We start from the raw sequence: 25,187 nt of genomic DNA, 5'->3' as shown, positions 1-25,187 counted from the left end.
ATTTGCTATAGTGCGACTCCCTACGCCTCCAGGCCTCGTGACGTCACCGAAGCAGCCATGCACAGAGCTGCACACTCAGCGTAGAAACGACTTCCCGGTTCAAAAGCAGAGACCCGATCATGTCCCGTTCCGAAACACTCTTCGCCAACGCCCAGAAACACATTCCCGGCGGTGTCAACTCGCCCGTTCGCGCTTTCAAGAGCGTTGGCGGCACGCCACTGTTCTTCAAGCATGCTGCCGGTGCTTACGTGACTGACGAAGACGACAAGCGTTATGTCGATTATGTCGGTTCCTGGGGACCGATGATTCTGGGTCACAGCCATCCGCAAGTGCTCGACGCCGTGCGCAGCCAACTGGAACACGGCCTGTCCTATGGCGCACCGACCGCCATGGAAACCGAAATGGCCGATCTGGTCTGCTCACTCGTGCCGTCCATGGAAATGGTGCGCATGGTCAGCTCCGGCACCGAAGCGACCATGAGCGCGATTCGTCTGGCCCGTGGCTACACCGGTCGCGACAGCATCATCAAGTTCGAGGGCTGCTACCACGGTCACTCCGACAGCCTGCTGGTAAAAGCTGGCTCCGGCGCACTGACGCTGGGCGTGCCAAGCTCGCCAGGCGTTCCGGCAGCGTTCGCCAGGCACACCCTGACCGTGCCGTTCAATGATCTGGAAGCGGTCCGCCAACTGCTGGCCGATGTCGGTCAGGAAGTGGCATGCATCATCGTCGAGCCGGTCGCAGGCAACATGAACTGCGTTCCGCCTGCACCGGGCTACCTGCAAGGCCTGCGTGACCTGTGCGACGAGCATGGCGTGGTGCTGATCTTCGACGAAGTAATGACCGGCTTTCGCGTGGCACTCGGCGGCGCCCAGGCTTACTACGGCGTTACACCAGACCTGAGCACCTTCGGCAAGATCATTGGCGGCGGCATGCCCGTGGGCTGCTTTGGCGGCAAACGCGAAATCATGTCGCACATCGCACCGCTAGGGCCGGTCTATCAGGCTGGCACGCTGTCGGGCAACCCGCTGGCCATGGCCGCAGGTCTGACCACGTTGCGCCTGATCAGCCGCGAAGGCTTCCACGATGAGCTGAGCGACTACACTCGCCGCCTGCTCGAAGGCCTGCAACAGCGTGCCGATGCAGCGGGCATCCCGTTCGTGACCACTCAGGCGGGCGGCATGTTTGGCCTGTATTTCAGTGACGCTAGGGAAATCGTGACCTTCCAGGACGTCATGACCAGCGATGCCGACCGCTTCAAACGCTTCTTCCACCTGATGCTGGAAGGCGGCGTGTACCTGGCGCCAAGTGCATTTGAAGCAGGCTTTACTTCCATCGCCCATGGCGAAGCGGAGCTGAAACTGACCCTCGATGCTGCCGAAAAAGCGTTCGCCGCTCTGAAATAAGCTAATGTAGGAGCGAATTCATTCGCGAATGAATTCGCTCCCACGGGTTTAAACCAGATAAATCGGGGCCGTGCAGCAGAAAATCCGTAAAGACTTTGTAAGGTTGGCCCTGCTTATTTCATAATGGCCAGCCAGCACGTTTCGCTGGACGGGTACGCCCGCACCTTTTTCAGAGGTAAGTCGACTCCCATGAACCGCACCGGCCGCACCCTTGCATTGGGCTGCCTGTTGCTTGTCTATCCCCTGCTGACCAATGCAGGCGGCAACTCGTTGTTAATCCCAGCGGTGGGTCGTTGCACCCTCAATACTCAGCCCGAGAATCTTCCGGCTGCGCTTTCGGCATGCCAGCAAGCTGCACAATCCGGGGATGCGCAAGCGCAATACGAACTGGGCGAGTTCTATTACGAGGGCCAGAACACCCCTCGCGACCTGCCTCAGGCACTCAACTATTTCGAGCAGGCGTCGTTGCTGGGCCATGCGCAGGCGCAATATCAACTGGGTTTGATGTTTGCTCGCGGCGAAGGCGTGCAGGCCAATAACATTCAGGCGTATATCGTGCTGAAGATGGCTGCGGTCAACGGTTCGGAAGAAGCGCTGGATGCTGCTGACGAAGTGTCGGCAAAGATGAAGCGCGATGAACTGGAAGTCGCGACCCAGGTCCTGGGCCAGATTTTCCGCAAGTACCTGATGGAGCTGCAAACCGCCGAAGGACGCTCTCCATTCTCTCCACTGCCCTGATCGAATAGCGTCAGGGCAGGCTTTCTTCACTTCTACTTTTCAGGCATCGGCATAGGAAACGGCATCACATTGCCACCGCCACGTGCCTCGCTGATCTTTGGCGTGCCCATGCGCTCGACCTCATCGATCCGCACGATCGAATGCATCGGCACAAAACTGCGCACCACGCCCTCGAACTGTGCCTTCAGCTTTTCTTCGCTGGGGTCAACCACGACAGTCGTACGCTCGCCGAAGACGAACTCCTCCACTTCCAGAAAGCCCCACAGATCACTTTGATAGATCTGCTTGGCGTACATCTCGAACACCTGGCCCTGGTTGAGGAAAATCACCTTGTAGATTGGAGCTTCGCGTTTGGTCATAAAAGCCGGATAACAATCGGGGATGGAAAAAAGGGCACAAATTATAGCATGCCCATCAGACAGCCAACGCTAGGAACCCGTGAGCATCGTCCCTATAATGCGCGGTTCTTTGAATCAGCTGATGATCACGCATGGCCAAGAAGCTTTATATCGAAACCCACGGTTGCCAGATGAACGAGTACGACAGCTCGCGCATGGTCGATCTGCTGGGCGAACATCAGGCCCTGGAAGTAACCGCTCGCGCGGAAGATGCCGACGTGATCCTGCTCAATACCTGCTCGATTCGCGAGCGCGCCCAGGATCGGGTCTATTCCCAGCTGGGCCGCTGGCGCGAACTGAAACTGGCCAATCCCGAGATGGTCATCGCGGTCGGCGGTTGCGTCGCCAGCCAGGAAGGCGCGGCAATCCGTGATCGCGCCCCTTACGTGGACGTGGTCTTCGGCCCGCAGACCCTACACCGCCTGCCGGAAATGATCGATACCGCACGCATCACCCGCCTGCCTCAGGTCGATGTGTCGTTCCCGGAAATCGAAAAATTCGACCACCTGCCCGAGCCGCGCATCGATGGCCCGAGTGCCTACGTGTCGGTGATGGAAGGTTGCAGCAAGTACTGCACATTCTGCGTCGTGCCTTATACCCGCGGCGAAGAAGTCAGCCGTCCGTTCGATGACGTATTGGCTGAAGTGATTCACCTGGCTGAAAACGGCGTACGCGAAATCACACTGCTGGGCCAGAACGTCAACGGCTATCGCGGCACCACCCATGACGGCCGCGTCGCCGATCTGGCCGACCTGATCCGCGTGGTGGCGGCAGTCGACGGCATCGACCGCATCCGCTACACCACGTCGCACCCTCTGGAGTTTTCCGACAGCCTGATCCAGGCCCACGCCGAAGTGCCGGAGCTGGTCAAACACCTGCATCTGCCGGTGCAATCAGGCTCCGACCGTGTCCTGGCGGCCATGAAGCGCAACCACACCACGCTGGAATACAAGTCCAAGCTGCGCAAGCTCAAGGCTGCCGTGCCGGGTATCAGCATCAGTTCGGACTTCATCGTCGGCTTCCCGGGCGAAACCGAGAAAGACTTCGAGAACACCATGAAGCTGATTCAGGACGTGGGTTTCGACTTCTCGTTCTCGTTCATCTACAGCCCGCGCCCTGGTACGCCAGCCGCCGATCTGAAAGACGACACCCCGGAAGCACTCAAGAAAGAGCGTCTGGCGGCCCTGCAACATCGCCTGAACCAGCAAGGTTTCGAGATCAGCCGACAAATGGTCGGCAGCATCCAGCGCATCCTGGTGACCGATTACTCGAAAAAGGACCCCGGCGAGCTGCAAGGGCGCACCGAGAACAACCGGATCGTCAACTTTCGCTGCGATAACCCCAAGCTGATCGGGCAGTTTGCCGATGTGTACATTGATGACGCACAGCCGCATTCGCTGCGGGGTTCGCTGTTGCAGCAATGATTTCTTCGCGAATGAACTCGCCCCTACGGATGGCCCGGTGGGAGCGAATTCATTCGCGAACGACTTCAGACCTTTCGCCCAAGGTTCTCTAGGGGTATTCTTCAATTCATCTCAATTGCCGTCGGGCGGCTAAAAACGACCTTGAACGCTCCCACAGAACCTCATCGCTTTATCCTCGAACCTTTCGAGGCCCATCGTTTCGCCAACTTGTGCGGGCAACTCGACGAGCATCTGCGCTTGATCGAACAGCGCCTGAACATCGAGATCCGCAATCGCGGAAATCAATTCGAGCTCATTGGCGAATCCCGACAAACCACTTCGGCTGAAAACCTCCTGCGCCGCCTGTACCGTGAAACCAAAGGTACAGACCTGACGCCGGACATGGTTCACCTGTTCCTGCAGGAATCAGGCGTCGAAGGGCTGGACAACCATCCGGCCGCCGAAGTCGGCGTGGCCCTGCGCACCAAAAAAGGCATGATTCGCCCTCGCGGCTTGAATCAGCAGCGCTACGTCAAGGAAATCCTCGGCAACGATATCAACTTCGGTATCGGCCCTGCGGGTACCGGCAAGACCTATCTGGCCGTCGCCTGCGCGGTGGATGCACTGGAGCGCGAGCAGATCCGCCGCATCCTGTTGGTGCGTCCGGCCGTTGAAGCCGGTGAAAAGCTCGGCTTCCTGCCCGGTGATCTGGCACAGAAGATCGACCCTTACCTGCGCCCGCTCTACGACGCACTCTATGAAATGCTGGGCTTCGAGTATGTCGCCAAGCTGATCGAGAAGCAGGTCATTGAAGTTGCACCGCTGGCTTACATGCGCGGGCGCACCCTTAATAACAGCTTCATCATTCTCGACGAGAGTCAGAACACCACCGTCGAGCAGATGAAAATGTTCCTGACCCGTATTGGCTTCGGCTCTACCGCCGTCATAACCGGCGACATTACCCAGGTCGACCTGCCCAAAGGCACGAAGTCGGGCCTGACACATGTCATCGATGTCCTGAAGGACGTGCCAGGCATCAGCTTCACCCACTTCAAACCCAAGGACGTGGTTCGCCATCCGCTGGTGCAGCGCATCGTCGAAGCCTATGAGCGCTTCGATGACCGCTTCAGCGACACGCAGACCAGCAGCTTCAATTCCTCACGGGATAGCCGCCGCGATGCTTGAGCTGGATCTGCAACTGGCAAGTGAAGAAAAAGCCCCCAGCGAAGCCCAGTTCCGCCTTTGGTGCGAGATGGGCTTGCGTCAACGCAGCGCCGATTCGGAACTGACCATCCGTCTGGTCGATGAACCCGAAGGGCGCGAACTGAATCACACCTGGCGACACAAGGATTACGCCACCAACGTGCTTTCCTTTCCTGCGGACGTGCCTGACGACCTGTTGGACATTCCGCTGCTGGGCGATCTGGTCATCTGCGTTGCAGTGGTCAATCGCGAAGCCCGGGAACAAGGCAAGACCGTTGATGCGCATTGGGCGCACATGGTCATTCACGGCTGCCTTCATCTGCTTGGTTACGACCATATCGACGATGAAGAAGCCGAGGAAATGGAAGCACTGGAACGAACGTTGCTTGAGGAGCTGGGCTATCCGGATCCTTATGCAGACGACGAAAGCGCCGAACATCAACATTCAGAAACAACAAGCAAGGATCACGAGTAAGGGCTATGAGCGAAGATCGATCGAGCAACGGACAGAAGTCATGGCTGGGGAAACTGACCCAGGCTTTTGTCCACGAGCCGAAAAACCGCCAGGAGCTGCTTGAGCTGCTGCGCGAAGCCCAACAGAACAAGCTGCTGGACAGCGAAGCGCTGGCCATTGTCGAAGGCGCCATTCAAGTGGCTGACCTGCAAGTACGCGACATCATGGTGCCGCGCTCGCAGATGATCAGCATCAAGGCGACCCAGACACCCCGCGAGTTTTTGCCTGCCGTCATCGATGCTGCGCACTCGCGCTACCCGGTGATCGGCGAGAGCCACGACGATGTACTCGGCGTGTTGCTGGCAAAGGATCTGCTGCCGCTGATTCTCAAGCCCAACGGCGACAGCGACGACATCAAAAGCCTGCTGCGCCCGGCGACATTCGTCCCCGAGTCAAAACGCCTCAATGTGCTGCTGCGCGAGTTCCGCGCCAACCACAACCACATGGCCATCGTCATTGACGAATACGGCGGTGTGGCGGGGCTGGTAACCATCGAGGACGTGCTGGAGCAGATCGTCGGCGACATCGAAGACGAGCATGACGTCGAAGAGGACAGCTACATCAAACCGCTGCCCAGCGGCGACTTCCTGGTCAAGGCCCTGACGCCTATCGAGAGCTTCAACGAGTTCTTCGACAGCGAGTTTTCCGATGACGAATTCGATACGGTCGGCGGGCTGGTCATGAATGCCTTCGGTCATTTGCCCAAGCGCAACGAAATCACCGAAATCGGTGCCTATCGTTTCCGCATCCTGAGCGCTGACAGCCGTCGCATTCACTTACTACGCCTGAGCCCTATCTCTCGCCCGTAACGTTTCAAGGAATAGACATGCGCTGGATAACCCGCCCCGGCTGGCCCGGTAACCTGCTGGCCGTGGCGGCTGGCGGACTTACGACCCTGGCCCTGGCGCCCTTCGACATCTGGCCTCTGGCTCTGGTGGCGGTGGCGTTCTTCTATCTGGGCCTGCGCGAGCTGAGCCCGCGCCAGGCATTCGTCCGGGGCTGGAGCTACGGTTTCGGGCTGTTCGGCGCAGGAACCAGCTGGATCTACGTCAGCATCAACACCTACGGTGGTGCCTCGCCACTACTGGCCAGCTTGTTGATGCTGTTGTTCATCAGCCTGATCGCCCTGTTCTTTGCCCTGCCGGCCTGGCTTTGGGCGCGCTGGATTCGCCGCAACGAAGCACCACTGGCCGACGCTCTGGCCTTCGCGGCACTGTGGACAGCACAGGAAGCCTTTCGCGGCTGGTTCCTGACCGGATTCCCGTGGCTGTATTCGGGTTACAGCCAGCTTCATGGCCCGCTGGCCGGTCTGGCACCTGTCGGCGGTATCTGGCTCATCTCCTTCGTCCTGGCTCTTACCGTTGCCTTGCTGAGCAATCTGCATCGTTTACGGGCACGCAAGTCCTTCCTCGCAGCAGGCGTGGTGCTATTGCTGGCCCCCTGGATTACCGGCATCGCACTCAAAGGCCATGCCTGGACCTCGCCTGCGGGCGCACCGCTGAAAGTCGCCGCGATACAGGGCAACATCGAACAAAGCATGAAGTGGGACCCCAAGCAGTTGAACGCTCAACTGGCGCTTTACCGCGACATGACGTTCAACTCGCAGCAGGCCGACCTGATTGTCTGGCCGGAAACAGCCGTACCGGTGCTCAAGGAGTCGGCGGAAGGTTATCTGACGATGATGGGCAAGTTTGCCGCGCAACGTGGCTCGGCGCTCATTACCGGCGTGCCGGTGCGTGAAGTGACCGAACGCGGCGAGTCCCGTTATTACAACGGCATCACGGTAACCGGCGAAGGAGATGGCACCTACCTGAAGCAGAAGCTCGTTCCGTTTGGCGAATACGTGCCGCTACAGGACATTCTGCGCGGGCTGATCGCCTTCTTCGACCTGCCGATGTCAGACTTCGCCCGCGGCCCGAGCGACCAGAGCATGCTGCAGGCCAAGGGTTATCAGATTGCACCGTTCATTTGCTATGAAGTGGTCTACCCGGAATTCGCGGTCAGCCTTGCGGCACAAAGCGACGTGCTGCTGACCATCAGCAACGACACCTGGTTCGGCACCTCCATTGGGCCGCTGCAACACCTGCAGATGGCGCAGATGCGCGCCCTGGAAGCCGGTCGCTGGATGATCCGCTCCACCAACAACGGCGTCACCGGCCTGATCGACCCGTTCGGCAAGATCACGGCACAGATACCGCAATTCGAGCGCGGCGTGCTGTATGGCGAAGTAGTCCCGATGCAGGAACTGACACCCTACCTGCACTGGCGCTCATGGCCGCTGATCATCGTCTGCGGGCTGCTGTTTGGCTGGGCCTTGCTGGCGGCGCGTATTGCGAAGACGGTATAGGGAAGGGAGCTACAAGCTACAAGCTACAAGCTACAAGCTTTTGACTTGAAGCTTGAAGCTTGAAGCTTGCGGCTCAATAAATTGCTCTATAAAACAATTGCCCCAGCGCTTCATTGATCAACCACAAGCTCTGCATGAACGCCTTGGCTTCCGGCATCCAGCCGCCCAGTGGCTGGTCATTGGCGCCGCTCAGGAATCCGACGGGAGCGGCCACAACGGTGAAGCCCGCCTCCTCGAAGCTCCACCGTGAGCGCGCCATGTGCCAGGCCTGAGTCACTACCACGACCCGCTTGATACCCAACGGCTGCAATATGTCGGCTGTCATCGTCGCGTTTTCCCAGGTGGTGCGGCTAAGCCCTTCCTGCCAGCGCACCGCAACACCAAAGTCATCTTGAAGCGATTGCGCCATGATCGCCGCCTCGCTCGGAGGCTCACCGAAATGCAGGCCGCCCGTGGTCAGAATCGGTAAACCGGATGCCTTCGACAACTGCGCAGCAAAACGCAACCGCTCCAGCCCGACACCCGTGGGCGTATCGGCCCCCCAGGCCGGATCATTGCGCTCGCGCCCGGCGCCCAGAACCACAATGGCATCAGCCTGCTGCGCCAGCGTCGCCCACTGCTGGCGCGACAAGGGCTGCTCGTTTTCCAGACCTCGCGCAGCCCACTCAACCGCCACAGGAAGAGTCATCACCCAGAGGCCGCCCAGGCCAAGCGTGAAACAGACAGCCGCGATACGCGGGCGGGAGCGGCGCAACCACCAGGCACTGGCCAGCAACAGAAAGAAAATACCCGGTGGTAAAAGAAGGGATTTGAGTATGTAGCGTATAGGCATCGAGCATCTCCAGAGATGCCCGAAGCCTATGTTTTTTATAACTAAGCAGCAATGCTTATAAAGCGGACCCGCAGCCCGCGATGGTTAAAGCTTGAACGTGGTATTTGAAGTGTAACGGCCTGACCCCGTCGACGCCCTTGCCCGCCTCTTGTCCTTCAGCCAGATGATTCTGGCGGACTCTTTGGGCGACGCTATCGACTGAGCCTGCTCCGGCGAAACAATAAAACTGCCCTCTGACTTACCCTTAACAGCCCCGCTCGCCTCCATCGTCCCTTTCTCAAGGTAGGCCTCGATAAACTCCAGCTCGGCATTGCTTAAACCTTCAAGTTCAAGCTCGACGGGCGACTCGTTACGGAGTCGAACCGCAGTGTTGGCCGTTTCCAGAGCAAGCCCCAGACGATGGATCAAACGTTCATACAGCTCAGGAGTGCTTACTGTGTGCTGCAACTCTGTCATCCGCTCACCTCTTTGAAGATAAGAACATACCCTCGCTATTGAGCTTAGCGCTGCTGTAAAAACAGGCGTGATACTGCGACCAACGGCCAGATAGAGCCGTCTGAACGGTTTTTGGAGGAGCGGTGCAACAATCAGCGTTTCCCTCGGTAGACAGCGCTCATGTATGCTACGGCGCTTCCTGTAATTCCACTTCCGCTCTCCATGAGCCTGTACGCACCGCAAAGACAGTCACGATTGTCCGGCAAAGGGTGCCAAGCTGACTCGGCGAAGCAATGAAGAGGTCAAGGGTCACCAATCTTTAGTAAAAAGTAGCCATGCACGAACTCTATCAGCCCCGCGAAATCGAAGCCGCCGCCCAAGCCTTTTGGGAAGAGCAAAAGTCTTTTGAAGTCAGTGAGCAGCCAGGCAAGGAAACCTACTACTGCCTGTCGATGTTTCCTTACCCGAGCGGCAAGCTGCACATGGGTCATGTGCGCAACTACACCATTGGCGACGTGATCTCTCGCTACCAGCGCATGCAAGGCAAGAATGTCCTTCAGCCACTGGGCTGGGATGCCTTCGGCATGCCTGCGGAAAACGCCGCGATCGACAACAACGTCGCGCCGGCCAAGTGGACTTACGAAAACATCGCTTACATGAAGGCCCAGCTCAAGAGCCTGGGTCTGGCCATCGACTGGTCCCGTGAAGTGACCACCTGCAAGCCTGATTACTACCGCTGGGAACAATGGCTGTTCACTCGCCTGTTCGAGAAAGGTGTGATCTACCGCAAGAACGGCACCGTCAACTGGGACCCTATCGACCAGACCGTACTGGCCAACGAGCAGGTCATCGACGGGCGCGGCTGGCGTTCGGGCGCGCTGATCGAGAAGCGCGAAATCCCGATGTACTACTTCAAGATCACGGCCTACGCCGATGAGCTGCTGCAAAGCCTCGACGAGTTGCCGGGCTGGCCTGAACAGGTCAAGACCATGCAGCGCAACTGGATCGGCAAGTCCCGTGGCATGGAAGTCCAGTTCCCTTACCATCAAGCCTCGATTGGCGAAGCCGGCGCGCTGAAAGTATTCACCACCCGCCCCGACACCCTGATGGGCGCCACCTACGTGGCCGTGGCCGCCGAGCACCCGCTGGCGACCCTGGCGGCGCAAGGCAATGCCGAACTGCAAGCCTTCATCGATGAATGCAAGAGCGGCAGCGTCGCCGAAGCCGACGTCGCCACTCAGGAAAAGAAAGGTCTGCCGACCTCTCTGTTCGTCGAACATCCACTGACCGGTGAAAAACTGCCGGTGTGGGTCGCCAACTACGTGCTGATGCACTACGGCGACGGCGCGGTCATGGCCGTACCGGCTCACGACGAGCGCGATTTCGAGTTCGCCACCAAGTACAACCTGCCGATCAAGGCCGTGGTCCGTACCAGCGCGGGCGACGAGACACCAGCGCCGTGGCAGGAAGCTTACGGAGAGCATGGCGAGCTGATCAATTCCGGCGAATTCAACGGCCTGAACTTCCAGGACGCTTTCGACGCCATCGAAGCCGCACTGCTCAAGAAGAACCTGGGCCAGTCGCGTACCCAGTTCCGCCTGCGCGACTGGGGCATCAGCCGTCAGCGCTACTGGGGTTGCCCGATCCCGATCGTGCATTGCAACACCTGCGGCGACGTGCCCGTGCCACAAGATCAACTGCCGGTCGTACTGCCTGAAGACGTCGTACCCGACGGTGCTGGCTCGCCACTGGCGCGCATGCCCGAGTTCTACGAGTGCAGCTGCCCGAAATGCGGCGCACCGGCCAAGCGTGAAACCGACACCATGGACACCTTCGTCGAGTCGTCCTGGTACTACGCACGCTACGCTTCGCCGCACTACGAGGGCGGTCTGGTCGAGCCGAACGCAGCCAACCACTGGCTGCCGGTGGATCAGTACATCGGCGGTATCGAACACGCGATCCTGCACCTGCTGTATGCGCGCTTCTTCCACAAGCTGATGCGCGACGAAGGCCTGGTAACGTCCAACGAGCCGTTCAAGAACCTGCTGACCCAGGGCATGGTCAACGCCGAAACCTACTTCCGCATGGAAGCCAACGGCAAGAAGACCTGGATCAATCCTGCCGACGTGACGCTGGAGCGCGACGCCAAGGCCAAGGTCATCAGCGCGGTATTGACCAGCGACGGCCTGCCGGTGGAAATCGGCGGCACCGAAAAGATGTCGAAGTCGAAGAAAAACGGCATCGACCCGCAAACCATGATCGATCAGTACGGTGCAGATACCTGCCGCCTGTTCATGATGTTCGCCTCGCCGCCTGACATGAGCCTGGAATGGTCCGACTCCGGCGTCGAAGGTTCGCACCGCTTCCTGCGCCGCGTATGGCGTCTGGCTCAGGCCCATGTTGGCCAGGGCCTGCCGGGCAGCCTTGATCTGACGACCCTGAGCGACGACCAGAAAGCCATTCGCCGCTCCATCCATCAGGCAATCAGGCAGGCGAGCCAGGATATTGGTCAGAACCAGAAATTCAACACGGCCGTCGCTCAGGTGATGACCTTGATGAACGTGCTGGAAAAAGCCCCTCAGGCCACTGCCCAGGATCGTGCATTGCTTCAGGAAGGTCTGGAAACCGTTGCGCTGCTGCTGGCTCCGATCACGCCGCACATCAGCCATGAGCTGTGGAAACAGCTGGGGCATGAGAATGCAGTCATCGATGCGGGCTGGCCGAAGCTGGATGAAAGCGCACTGGTACAGGACAGCCTGCAACTGGTGATTCAGGTCAACGGCAAACTGCGTGGCCAGATCGAAATGCCAGCCAGCGCCAGCCGCGAAGAAATCGAAGCGGCTGCACGGGTCAATGAAAACGTACTGCGCTTCATCGATGGCCTGACGATCCGCAAAGTGATCGTAGTGCCTGGCAAGCTGGTCAATATCGTCGCAAGCTGATTGGATCGGGCGCCTGGCAGAGGTCGGGCACCAGACATATTTCCAGGGGCTGCAAGGTCGGCCCAAACGGATTCAAGGGGAGCATCAAGATGATCAAACGCAATTTGCTGGTAATGGGCCTCGCAGTGTTGTTGAGTGCCTGTGGCTTCCAGCTGCGTGGTACCGGCACCAACGAGCTGGCGATCAAGGAACTGGATCTCAGCGCACGCAACCAGTACGGCGAGACGGTCACCCAGCTCAATCGCACGCTGACCAACTCGGGCGTCAAGATCTACACCGGCGCGCCATACAAGCTGATCCTGACCAACGAGGCCGAAACCCAGCGCACCGCCAGCTACTCGGGCTCCGGTCGCTCGGCCGAGATCCAGCTGACCTCTACGCTCAACTATGAAATGCGTGGCGAGAAAGACCTCGTCCTGCTGGGCGATAAAGTCAGCGTGGACAAGATCTATTCCCACGATGGCAACAACCTGACCGGCTCCGATAACGAAGCCCAGCAGGTGCGCAATGAAATGCGTAGCGAACTGGTTCAAAAGATGATGGCTCGCCTGCAACAACTGACGCCGGAACGTCTGGCGCAATTGCAGCAAAAGGCCAACGACATCGCCAAGGCTCAGGCCGATGCTCTGGAAGCCGCTCAACGAGTGCGTGACGAGACGCCTCAACAGTCGCCTCTCGAAATTCCAGGCAAGTAAGTGTCCGGGGCCAGCTTGCTGGCCCTGACATTATCTGAATCATGAAACTCGCTCCCGCCCAACTCAACAAGCACCTGCAAGGCGCACTTGCGCCTGTGTACGTGATCAGCGGCGATGACCCGCTACTCTGCCAGGAAGCCGCCGACGCCATCCGCACGGCAGCACGCCAGCAAGGTTTTGACGAACGCCAGGTATTCAGCGCCGACGCCAGCTTTGACTGGGGCACGCTGCTGCAGGCGGGCGCCAGCATGTCGCTGTTTGCTGAACGCCGCCTGCTGGAGCTGCGCCTGCCTTCGGGGAAACCCGGCGACAAAGGCGCTGCCGCGCTGATGGAATACTGCGCCAACCCTGCCGAAGACACGCTGCTGCTGATCAGCCTGCCCAAGCTGGACGGCAGCGCTCAGAAGACCAAGTGGGGCAAGGCGCTGATCGAAGGCGCACAGACCCAATTCCTGCAGATCTGGCCGGTTGATATCGGCCAGTTACCGCAGTGGATTCGCCAGCGCCTTTCCCAGGCCGGGTTGTCCGCCACTCAGGATGCCGTCGAGCTGATTGCTGCGCGTGTCGAAGGCAACCTGCTGGCCGCAGCGCAGGAAGTCGAAAAGCTCAAACTGATGGCCGAAGAAGGACAGATCACCGTCGACACCGTGCAAGCAGCGGTGGCTGACAGCGCTCGCTTCGATGTTTTCGGCCTGACCGATGCGGTACTCAATGGCGAAGCAGCCCATGCCTTGCGCATTCTTGAAGGTCTGCGCGGCGAGGGTGTCGAGACGCCAGTGATTCTCTGGGCGCTGACCCGCGAGCTTCGGGTACTGGCCAACATGTCATTGCAATACAGCCAGGGCATACCGCTGGATAAAGTCTTCAGCTCGGCCCGACCGCCGATCTGGGACAAGCGCAAACCCCTGATGAGCAAAGCCTTGCAACGCTACTCGGCCAAGCGCTGGGGACAGTTGCTGATGGATGCACAACGTATCGACGCACAAATCAAAGGCCAGGCCGCCGGTTCGCCCTGGAGCAGCCTGAGTCGGTTGGCCCTGTTGATGGCAGGTCAACGTCTCCCTCTGCCCGCCGAATAGCGAACAGACTGCGCAGGAGCGAATTCATTCGCGAAATGCCGTCTCGCGAATGAATTCGCTCCTACGCGCGACGTTGGGAGCAAGCCCGGAGCAGCAGACTGCGAATCCATAGCACACAACTATTAGACAGACGCCCCGCCCTGCCTGATCATGCGCACCGTTCACCCCCACCCGAGAGTACCCCGCCATGAGCAAACCGAAGCGGCCGAACAAGGCCAAGTCCATCATTGCCCAGCCATTGTTCCGCAGTCGTCAGGAACGACCAGCCAAGGGCAAAGGCAGCTACCGCCGCGAAGCCTTCCAGTCTAAAAGCTGGGAGGCTTCTTGCTTTCTGGCTGCGTGATAAAGAGCAACAACCCTCCAGGCGCTTTCAACCGCCCAGCCGTGTTAAGGTCTGCATCTGTCGGTAATCCCTTTGGACCCAAGCATGCCTTCTTGTTTTACCCATCCCTGGCAGTTGCGCCAACTCATCGCCGCCTCCAGCCTTATCGCTCTGGTAGCTTGCGCAGAAAAACCCACTGCTGCCGATGCCACTCCGCTTCAAGCCAGCAAGCCCCAGGCGGTTGCGGTGCCAACACCGACGCTGGTTGTCGATGAGAACCTCACGATCCAACCCGTCATCAGTTTCTCGGAATGGCAGGCAGGCTTTCGTAATCAGGCACTCAGAGCAGGCATCCGCGCAGACATATTCGACCGCGCATTCAGCGGCGTGACACCGGACATGAGCGTGGTCAAGGCCGACCGTAGCCAGCCGGAATTCAGCCGCCCGGTGTGGGAATATCTGGACGGCGCAATTTCTGCTGCACGGGTACGCAAGGGCCAGGCCCTGCTTTCCCAGTACAGCACCGACCTGCAAAACATCGAACAGCGCTATGGCGTTGATCGTCAGGCATTGGTCGCGGTATGGGGCATGGAGAGTAACTTCGGGCAATTCCAGGGTTCGCAATCGGTGATCCGCTCACTGGCCACGCTGGCCTACGAAGGCCGCCGCCCAGACTTCGCCCAAAGCCAGTTGCTGGCGGCACTGGAAATCCTCCAGCACGGCGATATCACACCAGACAAGATGATCGGCTCCTGGGCTGGCGCCATGGGGCAAACGCAGTTCATACCGACCACCTACAACACTCATGCAGTGGACTTCGACGGTGATGGCCGCCGCGATATCTGGAACACGCCTGCCGATGCCCTGGCCTCCACCGCTCACTACCTGCAAAGCTCCGGCTGGCAGCGTGGCCAGCCGTGGGGCTTTGAAGTGGTGCTGAGTTCGGACTTCGACTATGCCTTGGCTGACGCATCGACCCGCAAGAGCCTGCCGGAATGGCAAAAACTCGGCCTGAAGCTTCCCGATGGCTCGGCGTTGCCTCTCGCTGCCAGCCAGCAACAAGCGGCACTGCTGCTGCCTGCCGGCTATCGGGGTCCGGCCTTTCTGGTGCTGGACAACTTCCGCGCCATTCTCAGATACAACAATTCGACGTCATACGCCCTGGCGATCAGCCTGTTGTCCGACCGTTTCAAGGGTGGCGGTTACGTTGTAGGCAATTGGCCTCGCACAGACCTGCCGCTGAGCCGTTCTGAGCGCATCGAGCTGCAAACCCTGCTGTCGGCCCGCAAATACGACGCAGGCGCTCCAGACGGGATTATCGGCGCCAATACCCGCAAGGCGATTCGCAGCGCCCAGCAATCCTTTGGCTGGCCTGCCGATGGTTATCCGACTCACGAGTTGCTGAACAACCTGCGCAAACCCTGACGTGCCACCATAAAAAAACGGGCCGGATATCACTATCCGGCCCGTTTTTCATTGCCTGTCAAATGCCCCTCAGAGCAGTGTCTTGGCAATCTTGGCCTGTTCGTCTGCATGATACGACGAACGCACCAGCGGCCCGGAAGCCACGTTCTTGAAGCCCATCTTGTAACCTTCCTCGGCGAACCAGGCGAAGGTGTCCGGATGCACGAAACGCTGGACCGGCAAGTGGCTGCGCGAAGGCTGCAAGTACTGACCAAGGGTCAGCATGTCGATATCGTGTTCACGCATGCGCTGCATGACTTCGATGACTTCGTCGTCGGTTTCACCCAGACCCAGCATCAGCCCGGATTTGGTCGGCACGTGCGGCACCATCTGCTTGAAACGTTGCAGCAGGGTCAATGACCACTGGTAATCCGAACCCGGACGCGCAGCCTTGTACAGGCGCGGCACGGTTTCCAGGTTGTGGTTGAACACATCCGGCGGCTCGGCCGCGGTGATTTCCAGCGCTACGTCCATGCGGCCACGGTAATCCGGGACCAGGGTTTCGAGCTGGACATTCGGCGACAGGGCACGGATTTCACGGATGCAGTCGGCAAAGTGCTGCGCACCGCCGTCGCGCAGATCGTCGCGATCCACCGAGGTGATAACCACGTACTTGAGGCGCAGATCGGCAATCGCCACCGCCAGGTTCTTCGGCTCGTCGGTGTCCAGAGGCTTCGGACGGCCATGGCCGACGTCGCAGAACGGGCAGCGACGGGTGCAGATGTCACCCATGATCATGAAGGTCGCGGTGCCGCCAGAGAAGCACTCGCCCAGGTTCGGGCAGGATGCCTCTTCGCAAACGCTGTGCAGCTTGTGTTTGCGCAGTAATTGCTTGATACGGTCGACCTCCGGGGAAACCGGGATCCGGACGCGAATCCAGTCAGGCTTCTTGGGCAGTTCAACTGTCGGGATGATCTTGACCGGGATGCGTGCGACTTTTTCAGCACCGCGCAGCTTCACGCCCGCTTCGACTTTCGGACGGGGGGCGCGCTCGGAAACATCCAGCGTCGGGATCAGGGTTTGCACGGTGTCAGTCATATCATTCTATTCCGCCCGTAAGGGTCGCCTGCTCAGCATAGTCGAGGTGTTTGACGAGCTGCGCACGCAGCCGGGCACTTACCTCGGAAAATTCCATCTTCCCTGCGTGATCGCGCAACTGGGTCATTGCCAGCCCGGCATATCCACAGGGGTTGATGCGGCGGAACGGCTCCAGGTCCATGTCGACGTTCAACGCCAGTCCATGAAATGAGCAACCGTTACGAATACGCAGGCCGAGAGACGCGATTTTCGCGCCGTCGACATATACGCCTGGGGCATCGGCCTTGGCCGCCGCCGTCACCCCATAACTGTCCAGCAAGGCGATAAGGGTGTTTTCGATCCGGGTGACCAGATCACGAACCCCAAATCCAAGGCGCCTGACATCGAGTAACAGATAGGCAACCAGCTGGCCGGGGCCATGATAGGTCACTTGGCCTCCACGATCGACCTGTACGACAGGAATATTGCCCGGCAACAGCAAATGCTCCGCCTTGCCGGACTGTCCCTGGGTAAAGACCGGCGGATGCTGCACCAGCCAGATTTCATCGGCGGTGTTCCGGTCACGCCCATCGGTGAAGCGCTGCATGGCATGCCAGGCGCTTTCGTAATCGATCAGCCCAAGATCACGAAAGCCCAGGATTTCGCCCATCAGAGCACCATATGCACGACACCCGTAGCGCGAAGAGCACTATTGATATCGCGCAACTGGTCTTCGCCGGTGGCGACGATATGCAGTTGTACGGTGGTGTACTTGCCGTTGCTGCTCTGACGCTCGGCGAGCGTGGAGACGTCGATTTTCGCGTGCTTGCCGAGAATCTCGATCACCGCAGCAGTAAAACCCACGCTGGTGTCGCCGATCACCTTGATCGGGTAGTCATCGCAGGGGAATTCGATTTTGTGCGACTTGACGTCGGTATCGGTCATGGCAGTAAAGGTCTCACAAGCCGTGACGACGGACACGCGACCCGCTCAGAAAGCAGGTCGCGAGAAGGTCGGCATTGATTACTAGAAGGTCAGTTGAACAAGCCGTAGAAGAACAGGCGAATGCTATCCCACACGCGGCGGAAAATACCACCTTCCTCGACAGCTTCCAGTGCGATGAGGTTGGCAGTATGCACAACCTTGTCTTCCTTCTTCACTTCAACCTTGCCGATCACGTCACCCTTGGCAATTGGCGCAACCAGTTGCGGGTTCATGGTCATGCTGGCGCTGAGTTTCTTCATGTCGCCTTTGGGCATGGTCATGCTCAGGTCTTCTGCCAGACCGGCCTTGACCTGACGGGTGGTGCCTTTCCAGACGGACGCCTGGGCCAGCTCGGTGCCCTTCTGGTAGAAGTTCTGGGTTTCGAAGAAACGGAAACCGTAGGTCAGCAGCTTCTGGGTTTCAGCCGCACGGGCCTGCTCGCTGTTGGTGCCGAACACCACGGCGATCAGACGCATGCCGTCACGCACTGCCGAGGACACCATGCAGTAGCCGGCTTCTTCGGTGTGACCGGTTTTCAGGCCGTCGACGGTCTTGTCGCGCCACAGCAGCAGGTTGCGGTTAGGCTGCTTGATGCCGTTCCAGAAGAACTCTTTCTGCGAGTAGATCGCGTAGTGAGCCGGGTCTTCGTGGATGATGGCGCGCGCCAGCGTTGCCATGTCATGAGCAGACGAATAGTGCTCAGGGTTCGGCAGGCCGGTCGGGTTCATGAAGTGGCTGTTGGTCATGCCCAGATCGCCAGCAGTCTTGTTCATCATGTCGGCGAAAGCGTCTTCGCTGCCGGCAATGTGCTCGGCAACTGCAACGCTGGCGTCGTTACCCGACTGGATGATAATGCCGTGCAGCAGGTCGCTGACCGTCACCTGGCTACCAACCTTGATGAACATCCGGGAACCGCCTGTACGCCAGGCGTTTTCACTGACGGTCACCGGATCGTTCTCGCCGATCTGGCCGCGACGGATTTCCAGGGTCGCGATATAGGCAGTCATCAGCTTGGTCAGGCTCGCAGGAGCCAGGCGCTGATCACCATTGTTTTCAACCAGAACGTTGCCGCTGGAGGCATCCATCAGCACGTAGGACTTGGCGGCCAGTTGCGGCGCAGCAGGCGTCATCTGTTCTGCGGCCCAGGCAGCCGGGGCGATAATCAGTGGCACAAGCAGGCACAAACGTTTTGCAAAGGTGGTGATGTTCATCCGTCTCTCGAAATTGCTAATGGGCAAACATGCCCTCACGGGCAAAGCGGAACAGGCCGGCGAAGCGCATGCACTTCACTGCGGCCCGTGGCGCCAGGCTAAAGCCCTGGCTGACAAGATCGCCTGTTCGACACACGATCCTGCGGGCAGTGCCTGCAACACTTGCTCTGACGGCAAGTCCGCATTGCGGGCCACTGCAAATCGCTCTTCATACCGCCAAGAACGACTGTTCATTCAATCCAGTGTTACAAGGCTCGGCTGACCAAGGTTGGCCGATCTGACACTATCCTGCAATTGCTGGGCTTCACCCTGCGTGCCTATCGGCCCCATCCGGACCCGATAAAGCGTCTGTTGATTGCGGGCTATCGAACTCACGAAAACCGGCGCCCGAACCATCCCGCTCAGTTTCGACCTCAGGAGCTCGGCAGCGTCTGGATTCGCGAAGGCTCCCACCTGGAGAAATAGCCCAGAGGCTTGTCCGGAAGCGTTTTTTTTTGCGTCAGCCTGCAAAGGCACGGCTGGCGCAGCGTGTTGCTGGGGCGGCGGTGTGTATTGCTCGACAGCCCCGGTAGAGGCTGTAAACGCTGGCGTAGCGGCCTGAGCCACGACTTGTGGCTGATCAAGCGCCAGGGGCGCCGGACGACCACGTTGCGCCCACCATTCCTGTGGATCGATACCTTCGACCTTGACCCGCGCAGTACCGCTTTCGGCATAACCGAGCTTCTTGGCGGCCGCGTAGGACAGGTCGATGATCCGGTCGGAGTAGAACGGCCCACGGTCGTTGACACGCAGAATCACCGTGCGGTTGTTGTCCAGGTTGGTCACCCGGACATAACTGGGCAGCGGCAGGGTCTTGTGAGCGGCGCTCATGCCATACAGGTCATAGACCTCGCCATTGGCGGTGTTCTGGCCATGAAACTTGGTGCCATACCAGGAAGCCGTACCCGAGGCGACATAGCGTTTGGATTCGCTCATCGGGAAATAGGTCTTGCCCAGTACCGTGTAAGGGTTGGCCTTGTAGGCACCGGTGTGGACAGTTGGCGTGGCATCGGGGATACGCGAGACATCGACATCCCACCAGGGAGCCCCGTCCTTGTGCGCGCGGTTGATATCCAGCCCTGGTGCAGAACGCACGGCTGTGCCGCTCTGCTGTGGCGAACGCGAAGTGGACGAGCAACTTGCCATAAGCAATGCCAGCCCCGCATAAGCCAGCAATTTCAAAGGTGTACGAATCGGCAATGGCCGCATTACTTCACGCCTCGAGCTTGAACCAACGATTCAGACAGCTGATACACGGCCATGGCGTACATCACACTGCGGTTATAACGGGTGATTACATAAAAATTGTTCAGCCCCATCCAGTATTCGGGGCCTTGCTCGCCTTCAAGGCGAAATGCCGTGACAGGCAGGTCATCGCGCAGCGCATCATGACTCGCCCAGCCCAGACCTCGCAACTCCCCGACCGACATGATCGGGTCCAGGCCAGGGCTCAGCCCCTCATCGACCCGACTGCCACGTGCCGAAGCACGACTGACGACACGCTGCCCGGCCACCCAGCCATGGCGCTTGAAGTAGCTGGCAACGCTGCCGATGGCATCGTCCGGATCGGTCCAGATATTGATATGCCCGTCACCGTCGAAATCCACGGCATAAGCACGAAAGCTGCTCGGCATGAACTGCGGCAGCCCCATCGCACCGGCGTAGGAACCCTTGAGGGTCAGAGGATCGACCTGCTGTTCACGCGCCAGCAGCAGGAACTCGCGCAGTTCCTTGCGGAAAAACGGGGCGCGGGGCGGATAGTCGAAGCCCAGCGTGGACAGTGCATCGATTACCCGATAGTTGCCGGTGTTGCGGCCAAAGAAGGTCTCGACGCCAATGATCGACACGATGATCTGCGCAGGCACACCATATTCCTGCTCGGCACGGGCCAGAGCAGCCTCATGCTGACGCCAGAAATCGACGCCACGCGCGATACGGGCATCGGTAATGAACATCGGACGATATTCTTTCCATTGCTTGACCCGTTCGGCCGGGCGGGAAATGGCATCGAGAATAGGCTGTTTGCGCTCGACCTCGCGAAACACGCTCATCAACTGTTCACCGGCAAAACCGTACTCGCGAGTCATCTCACCGACAAATTCGGCTACCTGAGGAGAACCCTCGTAGTCGCCAGCGATAGCCTCTTGTACGGTTCCAAGAACGCTCACCAGACCGACCACCGGAGCATATCGAGCCCAGTTGCGAACTACCTGCATTGAATTCTTCACCTTAATCAAACCTGAGCGATCCATTTACGATGTGTATGGATCGACATCAAAACCCCAAACGCTGACAGCAGCGTCACGAGCGAAGTTCCGCCATAGCTAATGAAAGGCAGCGGTACACCTACAACCGGCAGCAGGCCACTGACCATACCGATATTGACGAATACATAAACAAAAAATGTCATTGTCAGCGCCCCGGCCAGCAACTTGCCGAACAGGGTCTGGGCTTGCGCAGTGATGACCAGACCACGCCCGATCAACAGCAGGTAGATGACCAGCAGCGCACAGATCCCCACCAGCCCGAATTCTTCGCCCAGCACCGCAATGATGAAGTCCGTGTGGCTTTCAGGCAGGAAGTCCAGATGCGACTGGGTGCCCAGCAGCCAGCCCTTGCCGAATACACCGCCGGAGCCAATGGCCGCCTTGGACTGGATGATGTTCCAGCCCGTGCCCAGCGGGTCGCTTTCCGGGTCGAGAAAGGTCAGTACCCGCTGCTTCTGGTAGTCGTGCATGAAGAAGAACCACATGGCGACAGCCGCTGGCACGGCAGCGGCCAGCACGCTGATGATCCAGCGCCAGCGCAGCCCGGCCATGAATAGCACGAAAGCACCGGAAGCCAGGATCAACAAGGAGGTACCCAGGTCAGGCTGGCGCACGATCAGCACAAAAGGAACCCCGATCAGCCCCAGGCTTACCGCGACATGCTTGAGCTGCGGCGGCAAGGTCCGCTTGGACAGATACCAGGCGATGGTCGCCGGCATGATGATTTTCAGGAACTCCGATGGCTGGAAACGGATCACCCCTGGAATGTTGATCCAGCGGGTAGCGCCCATGGCGTTGTGACCCATCACATCCACCACCACCAGCAACAGCACGCCCATGACATATAAAACGGGCACCCAGCGCGCCATGAAACGCGGCTCGAACTGGGCGATGACCAGCATTGCGGTCAACCCGATCCCGAATGAACTGGCCTGTTTGATGAGCAAGTCCCAGTTCTTGCCACTGGCCGAATACAGGACGAACAGGCTGCCCGCCGCCAGCGTCAGCAGGATGACCAGCAACGGGCCATCGATATGAATACGCTGCAGAAAGGTCGCACGGCGACGCATCACATCTTCGCTGGAAAGGATGCGGTCGAAATTACTCTTCACGGGCCGCAGCCTCCGGATTCAGGGAGCCGGCGTACTCAGGCTTGAGTGCGCCATTCTGGTCGAGCAGCCAGGCATCCATCACCTGACGGACCACAGGAGCCGCGACGCCAGAGCCGGACTCACCGTTCTCCACCATCACAGCAACAACAATCTTGGGGTTGTCGGCTGGCGCGAAGCCCACGAACAAGGCGTGGTCGCGATGACGCTCCTGAACCTTGGTGCGGTCATACTTTTCACCCTGCTTGATCGCGACAACCTGAGCGGTACCGCTTTTACCGGCGATCCGGTATTGCGCACCAATGGAAGCCTTGCGCGCCGTACCCCGCGCACCGTGCATCACTTCCTGCATGCCATGGTTGACCCTGGCCCAGTTGGCCGGGTCGCGCAGGATGATGTCCGGCATAGGGTTATCATCCACCGGCGCCTTGCCTTCGATGCTCTTGGCCAGATGCGGCCGGTTCCACTTGCCCTTGTTGGCAACCAGCGCAGTCGCCTGGGCCAGTTGCAGCGGGGTGGCCTGCATGTAGCCCTGCCCGATCCCGAGAATCAGCGTCTCGCCGGGGAACCACGCCTGACGCCGGGTCGCCCGCTTCCAGTCCCGGGACGGCATCAAGCCTGGAGACTCCTCGAACATGTCCAGGGACACTTTCTGCCCGAGCCCGAACTTGTTCATGTAGCTGGACAGCCGGTCAATGCCGAGTTTGTGCGCAAGATCATAGAAGTAGGTGTCATTTGAACGCATGATCGCCACATCCAGATCAACCCAGCCATCACCGGTGCGGTTCCAGTTGCGGTATTTGTGGTCATAGTTCGGCAATTGGTAATAACCGGGGTCGAATACCCGAGAGCCCGGCGTCACGACACCAGCATCCAGCCCGGCAATCGCGACCGCAGGCTTAATGGTCGAGCCCGGTGGATAAAGGCCACGCAGGATACGGTTGAACAGCGGTCGGTCGATGGAGTCGCGCAGCTCGGCGTAAGCCTTGAAGCTGATGCCGGTGACGAACAGGTTCGGATCGAAACTCGGGGCGCTGACCATCGCCAGAACCTCGCCGGTATTGGGGTCCAGCGCCACCACGGCACCACGACGACCGCCCAGCGCAGCTTCGGCCGCTTCCTGCAGATTGATATCCAGGCTCAGGACAATGTCCTTGCCGGGAATCGGATCGGTGCGCTTGAGAACACGCAAGACACGACCACGGGCGTTGGTCTCGACTTCTTCGTAACCGACCTGACCATGCAGTTCGTCTTCGTAGAAACGTTCGATACCGGTCTTGCCTATATGGTGCGTGCCACTGTAGTTGACGGGATCGAGGCCCTTGAGTTCTTTCTCGTTGATCCGGCCCATGTAACCGACCGAATGCGCAAAGTGCGGCCCTTGGGGATAGTGCCGGACCAGTTGCGCCACCACCTCGACGCCGGGCAGGCGGAACTGGTTCACGGCAATAAGGGCAATCTGCTCTTCGGTCAGCTCGAACAGGATGGGTACAGGCTCGAATGGCCGACGCCCCTGCTTCATGCGCTTTTCAAAGATGATGCGGTCATCGGGCGTGAGTTGCAGCACTTCGACAATGGTGTCGAGCACCTTGGACCACTCGCCGGCACGCTCGCGGGTCATGCTCAGACTGAAACTTGGCCGGTTATCGGCAACCACAACCCCGTTGCGGTCGAAGATCAGGCCGCGACTCGGAGGAATCGGCTGGACGTGAACGCGGTTGTTTTCCGAAAGTGTCGAGTGGTAGTCGTACTGAATGACCTGCAGGAAATACAGGCGTGCAATCAGGACGCACACCAGCAACATAATGGCCACTGCCCCGAACACGACCCTGCTGCGCACCAGACGTGCGTCTTTTTCATGGTCTTTTAGGCGGATCGGCTGAGGCATCTAGGGCGCGTTCACAGTAAAGGCAATGCTACTTGTGATAAGGGTGCCCGGACAGAACTGTCCAGGCGCGATATATCTGCTCACCGATCAGGATACGCACCAGCGGGTGCGGCAAGGTCAGTGGTGACAGCGACCAACGCTGCTCGCTGCGTGCGCAAACCTCTGGAGCAAGACCTTCCGGCCCTCCGACCATGAGGTTTACCGTGCGCGAATCCAGACGCCAGCGGTCAAGCTCGCTCGCCAGCTGTTCGGTGCTCCAGGGTTTGCCCTGCACTTCAAGCGTGACGATCCTCTCACCCGGTTGCACCTTGGCCAGCATGGCTTCACCTTCCTGACGGATCAGGCGTGCCACGTCGGCGTTCTTGCCACGGGTATTGAGCGGAATTTCCACGAGTTCAAGCGCAAGTTCGGAAGGAAGACGCTTGGCGTACTCATGCCAACCCTCTTCCACCCACTTGGGCATACGCGAACCAACGGCGATCAGGCGCAGACGCACAGCGATGCCTTATTCGTGGCCCGGAGTGTGGTGCGCAGCGCTGGCTGCACGGCTCTGCTCGGCACCTTGCCACAGACGCTCCAGGTCATAGAACTGGCGTGCAGCAGCGGTCATCACGTGAACGACGACATCACCCAGATCCAGCAGAACCCAGTCGCTGTCGCCCTTGCCTTCTTCGCTCAGCGGCATCAGGCCGGCAGCCTTGACCTTCTCGCGAACGTTATCAACCAGCGCGTTGAGCTGGCGGTTGGAAGTACCGGTGCAGATCAGCATGTAATCAGCGATGCTGGTCTTGTCGCGCACGTCGAGTGCCAGAATGTCCGAACCTTTGACGTCTTCCAGTGCAGCCGTTGCCAGTGCTACGACTTCTTCACTACTCAGTTTTTGCTTTGTCATAAAAA

At 59.3% G+C, this 25,187-nt stretch carries 25 protein-coding genes; 12 read left to right on the top strand and 13 right to left on the bottom strand.

Translation table 11 applies throughout. The features are described 5' to 3' along the window. The first annotated feature begins 119 nt into the window (after window positions 1-119). Together hemL and JL015_RS12565 are read left to right on the top strand one after the other, a co-directional pair. Window positions 120-1,403: a glutamate-1-semialdehyde 2,1-aminomutase gene (hemL, locus tag JL015_RS12570; RefSeq protein WP_201018672.1), complete on the top strand. Its 1,284-nt coding sequence runs from the start codon at window positions 120-122 to the stop codon at window positions 1,401-1,403. 189 nt (window positions 1,404-1,592) lie between these two features. Continuing rightward, the gene (locus tag JL015_RS12565) at window positions 1,593-2,141 is read left to right on the top strand and encodes a tetratricopeptide repeat protein (protein WP_201007132.1); all 549 of its coding nucleotides are present in this window, start codon (window positions 1,593-1,595) and stop codon (window positions 2,139-2,141) included. A 32-nt stretch (window positions 2,142-2,173) separates the two neighbouring features. Here JL015_RS12565 and JL015_RS12560 read toward each other — a convergent pair whose 3' ends face one another. Further along, entirely contained in the window at window positions 2,174-2,500 is a 327-nt protein-coding gene (locus JL015_RS12560; protein WP_025261951.1) for a DUF1820 family protein, read from the bottom strand. 131 nt (window positions 2,501-2,631) lie between these two features. Between JL015_RS12560 and miaB the strand changes: the two genes are divergently transcribed. From miaB to lnt, 5 genes are all read left to right on the top strand, one after another. Continuing rightward, window positions 2,632-3,963 carry a tRNA (N6-isopentenyl adenosine(37)-C2)-methylthiotransferase MiaB gene (gene miaB, locus JL015_RS12555; protein WP_201018671.1) on the top strand — a complete coding sequence of 444 codons (1,332 nt, stop codon included), beginning with the start codon at window positions 2,632-2,634 and terminating at the stop codon, window positions 3,961-3,963. A 141-nt stretch (window positions 3,964-4,104) separates the two neighbouring features. Next, complete coding sequence (locus JL015_RS12550; RefSeq protein WP_201007121.1) at window positions 4,105-5,127, top strand: PhoH family protein; 1,023 nt, start codon at window positions 4,105-4,107, stop codon at window positions 5,125-5,127. Next, the gene (gene ybeY / locus JL015_RS12545; RefSeq protein WP_201018670.1) at window positions 5,120-5,620 is read left to right on the top strand and encodes an rRNA maturation RNase YbeY; all 501 of its coding nucleotides are present in this window, start codon (window positions 5,120-5,122) and stop codon (window positions 5,618-5,620) included. The genes JL015_RS12550 and ybeY overlap by 8 nt, the downstream gene beginning before the upstream one ends. A gap of 5 nt (window positions 5,621-5,625) precedes the next feature. After that, window positions 5,626-6,468, top strand: coding sequence for an HlyC/CorC family transporter (locus JL015_RS12540; RefSeq protein ID WP_201007118.1), 843 nt, complete (start codon window positions 5,626-5,628; stop codon window positions 6,466-6,468). Between the two features lie 17 nt (window positions 6,469-6,485). Beyond that, window positions 6,486-8,006, top strand: coding sequence for an apolipoprotein N-acyltransferase (gene lnt, locus JL015_RS12535; protein ID WP_201018669.1), 1,521 nt, complete (start codon window positions 6,486-6,488; stop codon window positions 8,004-8,006). Between the two features lie 73 nt (window positions 8,007-8,079). Here lnt and JL015_RS12530 read toward each other — a convergent pair whose 3' ends face one another. Further along, a complete protein-coding gene (locus JL015_RS12530; RefSeq protein ID WP_201018668.1) occupies window positions 8,080-8,838 on the bottom strand; it encodes a YdcF family protein in 759 nt (252 codons plus the stop codon). A gap of 84 nt (window positions 8,839-8,922) precedes the next feature. After that, complete coding sequence (locus JL015_RS12525; RefSeq protein WP_201018667.1) at window positions 8,923-9,294, bottom strand: hypothetical protein; 372 nt, start codon at window positions 9,292-9,294, stop codon at window positions 8,923-8,925. 314 nt (window positions 9,295-9,608) lie between these two features. Between JL015_RS12525 and leuS the strand changes: the two genes are divergently transcribed. The 5 genes from leuS to JL015_RS12500 all read left to right on the top strand — a co-directional run bounded on the left by leuS (window position 9,609) and on the right by JL015_RS12500 (window position 15,736). Then, window positions 9,609-12,215 (top strand): leucine--tRNA ligase, encoded by a 2,607-nt coding sequence (gene leuS, locus JL015_RS12520; RefSeq protein WP_201018666.1) that lies wholly within the window; start codon window positions 9,609-9,611, stop codon window positions 12,213-12,215. An 89-nt stretch (window positions 12,216-12,304) separates the two neighbouring features. Beyond that, the gene (locus JL015_RS12515; protein ID WP_201007109.1) at window positions 12,305-12,910 is read left to right on the top strand and encodes an LPS-assembly lipoprotein LptE; all 606 of its coding nucleotides are present in this window, start codon (window positions 12,305-12,307) and stop codon (window positions 12,908-12,910) included. A gap of 41 nt (window positions 12,911-12,951) precedes the next feature. Beyond that, entirely contained in the window at window positions 12,952-13,989 is a 1,038-nt protein-coding gene (gene holA / locus JL015_RS12510; RefSeq protein ID WP_201018665.1) for a DNA polymerase III subunit delta, read from the top strand. 187 nt (window positions 13,990-14,176) lie between these two features. Then, on the top strand, window positions 14,177-14,332 hold the full coding sequence (gene arfA, locus JL015_RS12505) for an alternative ribosome rescue factor ArfA (RefSeq protein WP_198728013.1): 156 nt from the start codon (window positions 14,177-14,179) through the stop codon (window positions 14,330-14,332). An 84-nt stretch (window positions 14,333-14,416) separates the two neighbouring features. Further along, window positions 14,417-15,736: a lytic murein transglycosylase gene (locus JL015_RS12500; RefSeq protein ID WP_201007105.1), complete on the top strand. Its 1,320-nt coding sequence runs from the start codon at window positions 14,417-14,419 to the stop codon at window positions 15,734-15,736. 69 nt (window positions 15,737-15,805) lie between these two features. Here JL015_RS12500 and lipA read toward each other — a convergent pair whose 3' ends face one another. The 10 genes from lipA to rsfS form a co-directional block, all read right to left on the bottom strand. Continuing rightward, entirely contained in the window at window positions 15,806-16,813 is a 1,008-nt protein-coding gene (gene lipA / locus JL015_RS12495; protein ID WP_236124366.1) for a lipoyl synthase, read from the bottom strand. A 1-nt stretch (window position 16,814) separates the two neighbouring features. Next, window positions 16,815-17,462 (bottom strand): lipoyl(octanoyl) transferase LipB, encoded by a 648-nt coding sequence (gene lipB / locus JL015_RS12490; RefSeq protein ID WP_201018664.1) that lies wholly within the window; start codon window positions 17,460-17,462, stop codon window positions 16,815-16,817. Next, a complete protein-coding gene (locus tag JL015_RS12485) occupies window positions 17,462-17,737 on the bottom strand; it encodes a DUF493 domain-containing protein (RefSeq protein WP_025261966.1) in 276 nt (91 codons plus the stop codon). The genes lipB and JL015_RS12485 overlap by 1 nt, the downstream gene beginning before the upstream one ends. Window positions 17,738-17,826: 89 nt before the next feature. Next, entirely contained in the window at window positions 17,827-18,987 is a 1,161-nt protein-coding gene (locus JL015_RS12480) for a D-alanyl-D-alanine carboxypeptidase family protein (protein WP_201007101.1), read from the bottom strand. A gap of 234 nt (window positions 18,988-19,221) precedes the next feature. Further along, on the bottom strand, window positions 19,222-20,235 hold the full coding sequence (locus tag JL015_RS12475) for a septal ring lytic transglycosylase RlpA family protein (RefSeq protein WP_201018663.1): 1,014 nt from the start codon (window positions 20,233-20,235) through the stop codon (window positions 19,222-19,224). Next, on the bottom strand, window positions 20,235-21,254 hold the full coding sequence (gene mltB, locus JL015_RS12470; RefSeq protein WP_374005052.1) for a lytic murein transglycosylase B: 1,020 nt from the start codon (window positions 21,252-21,254) through the stop codon (window positions 20,235-20,237). The genes JL015_RS12475 and mltB overlap by 1 nt, the downstream gene beginning before the upstream one ends. Before the next feature lie 5 nt (window positions 21,255-21,259). Then, window positions 21,260-22,363 carry a rod shape-determining protein RodA gene (rodA, locus tag JL015_RS12465; RefSeq protein ID WP_201018804.1) on the bottom strand — a complete coding sequence of 368 codons (1,104 nt, stop codon included), beginning with the start codon at window positions 22,361-22,363 and terminating at the stop codon, window positions 21,260-21,262. A gap of 31 nt (window positions 22,364-22,394) precedes the next feature. Then, complete coding sequence (mrdA, locus tag JL015_RS12460) at window positions 22,395-24,290, bottom strand: penicillin-binding protein 2 (protein ID WP_201007095.1); 1,896 nt, start codon at window positions 24,288-24,290, stop codon at window positions 22,395-22,397. 28 nt (window positions 24,291-24,318) lie between these two features. Next, window positions 24,319-24,786 carry a 23S rRNA (pseudouridine(1915)-N(3))-methyltransferase RlmH gene (rlmH, locus tag JL015_RS12455; RefSeq protein WP_025261972.1) on the bottom strand — a complete coding sequence of 156 codons (468 nt, stop codon included), beginning with the start codon at window positions 24,784-24,786 and terminating at the stop codon, window positions 24,319-24,321. Window positions 24,787-24,795: 9 nt separating this feature from the next. Continuing rightward, the gene (gene rsfS, locus JL015_RS12450; RefSeq protein WP_201007093.1) at window positions 24,796-25,182 is read right to left on the bottom strand and encodes a ribosome silencing factor; all 387 of its coding nucleotides are present in this window, start codon (window positions 25,180-25,182) and stop codon (window positions 24,796-24,798) included. Window positions 25,183-25,187 lie beyond the last annotated feature (5 nt).

Origin of the sequence: Pseudomonas cichorii (genome assembly GCF_015471405.1) — a bacterium.
GTDB classification, from domain to species: Bacteria; Pseudomonadota; Gammaproteobacteria; order Pseudomonadales; family Pseudomonadaceae; genus Aquipseudomonas; species Aquipseudomonas serbiensis.
This window is presented reverse-complemented; position numbering and strand designations above follow the sequence as displayed.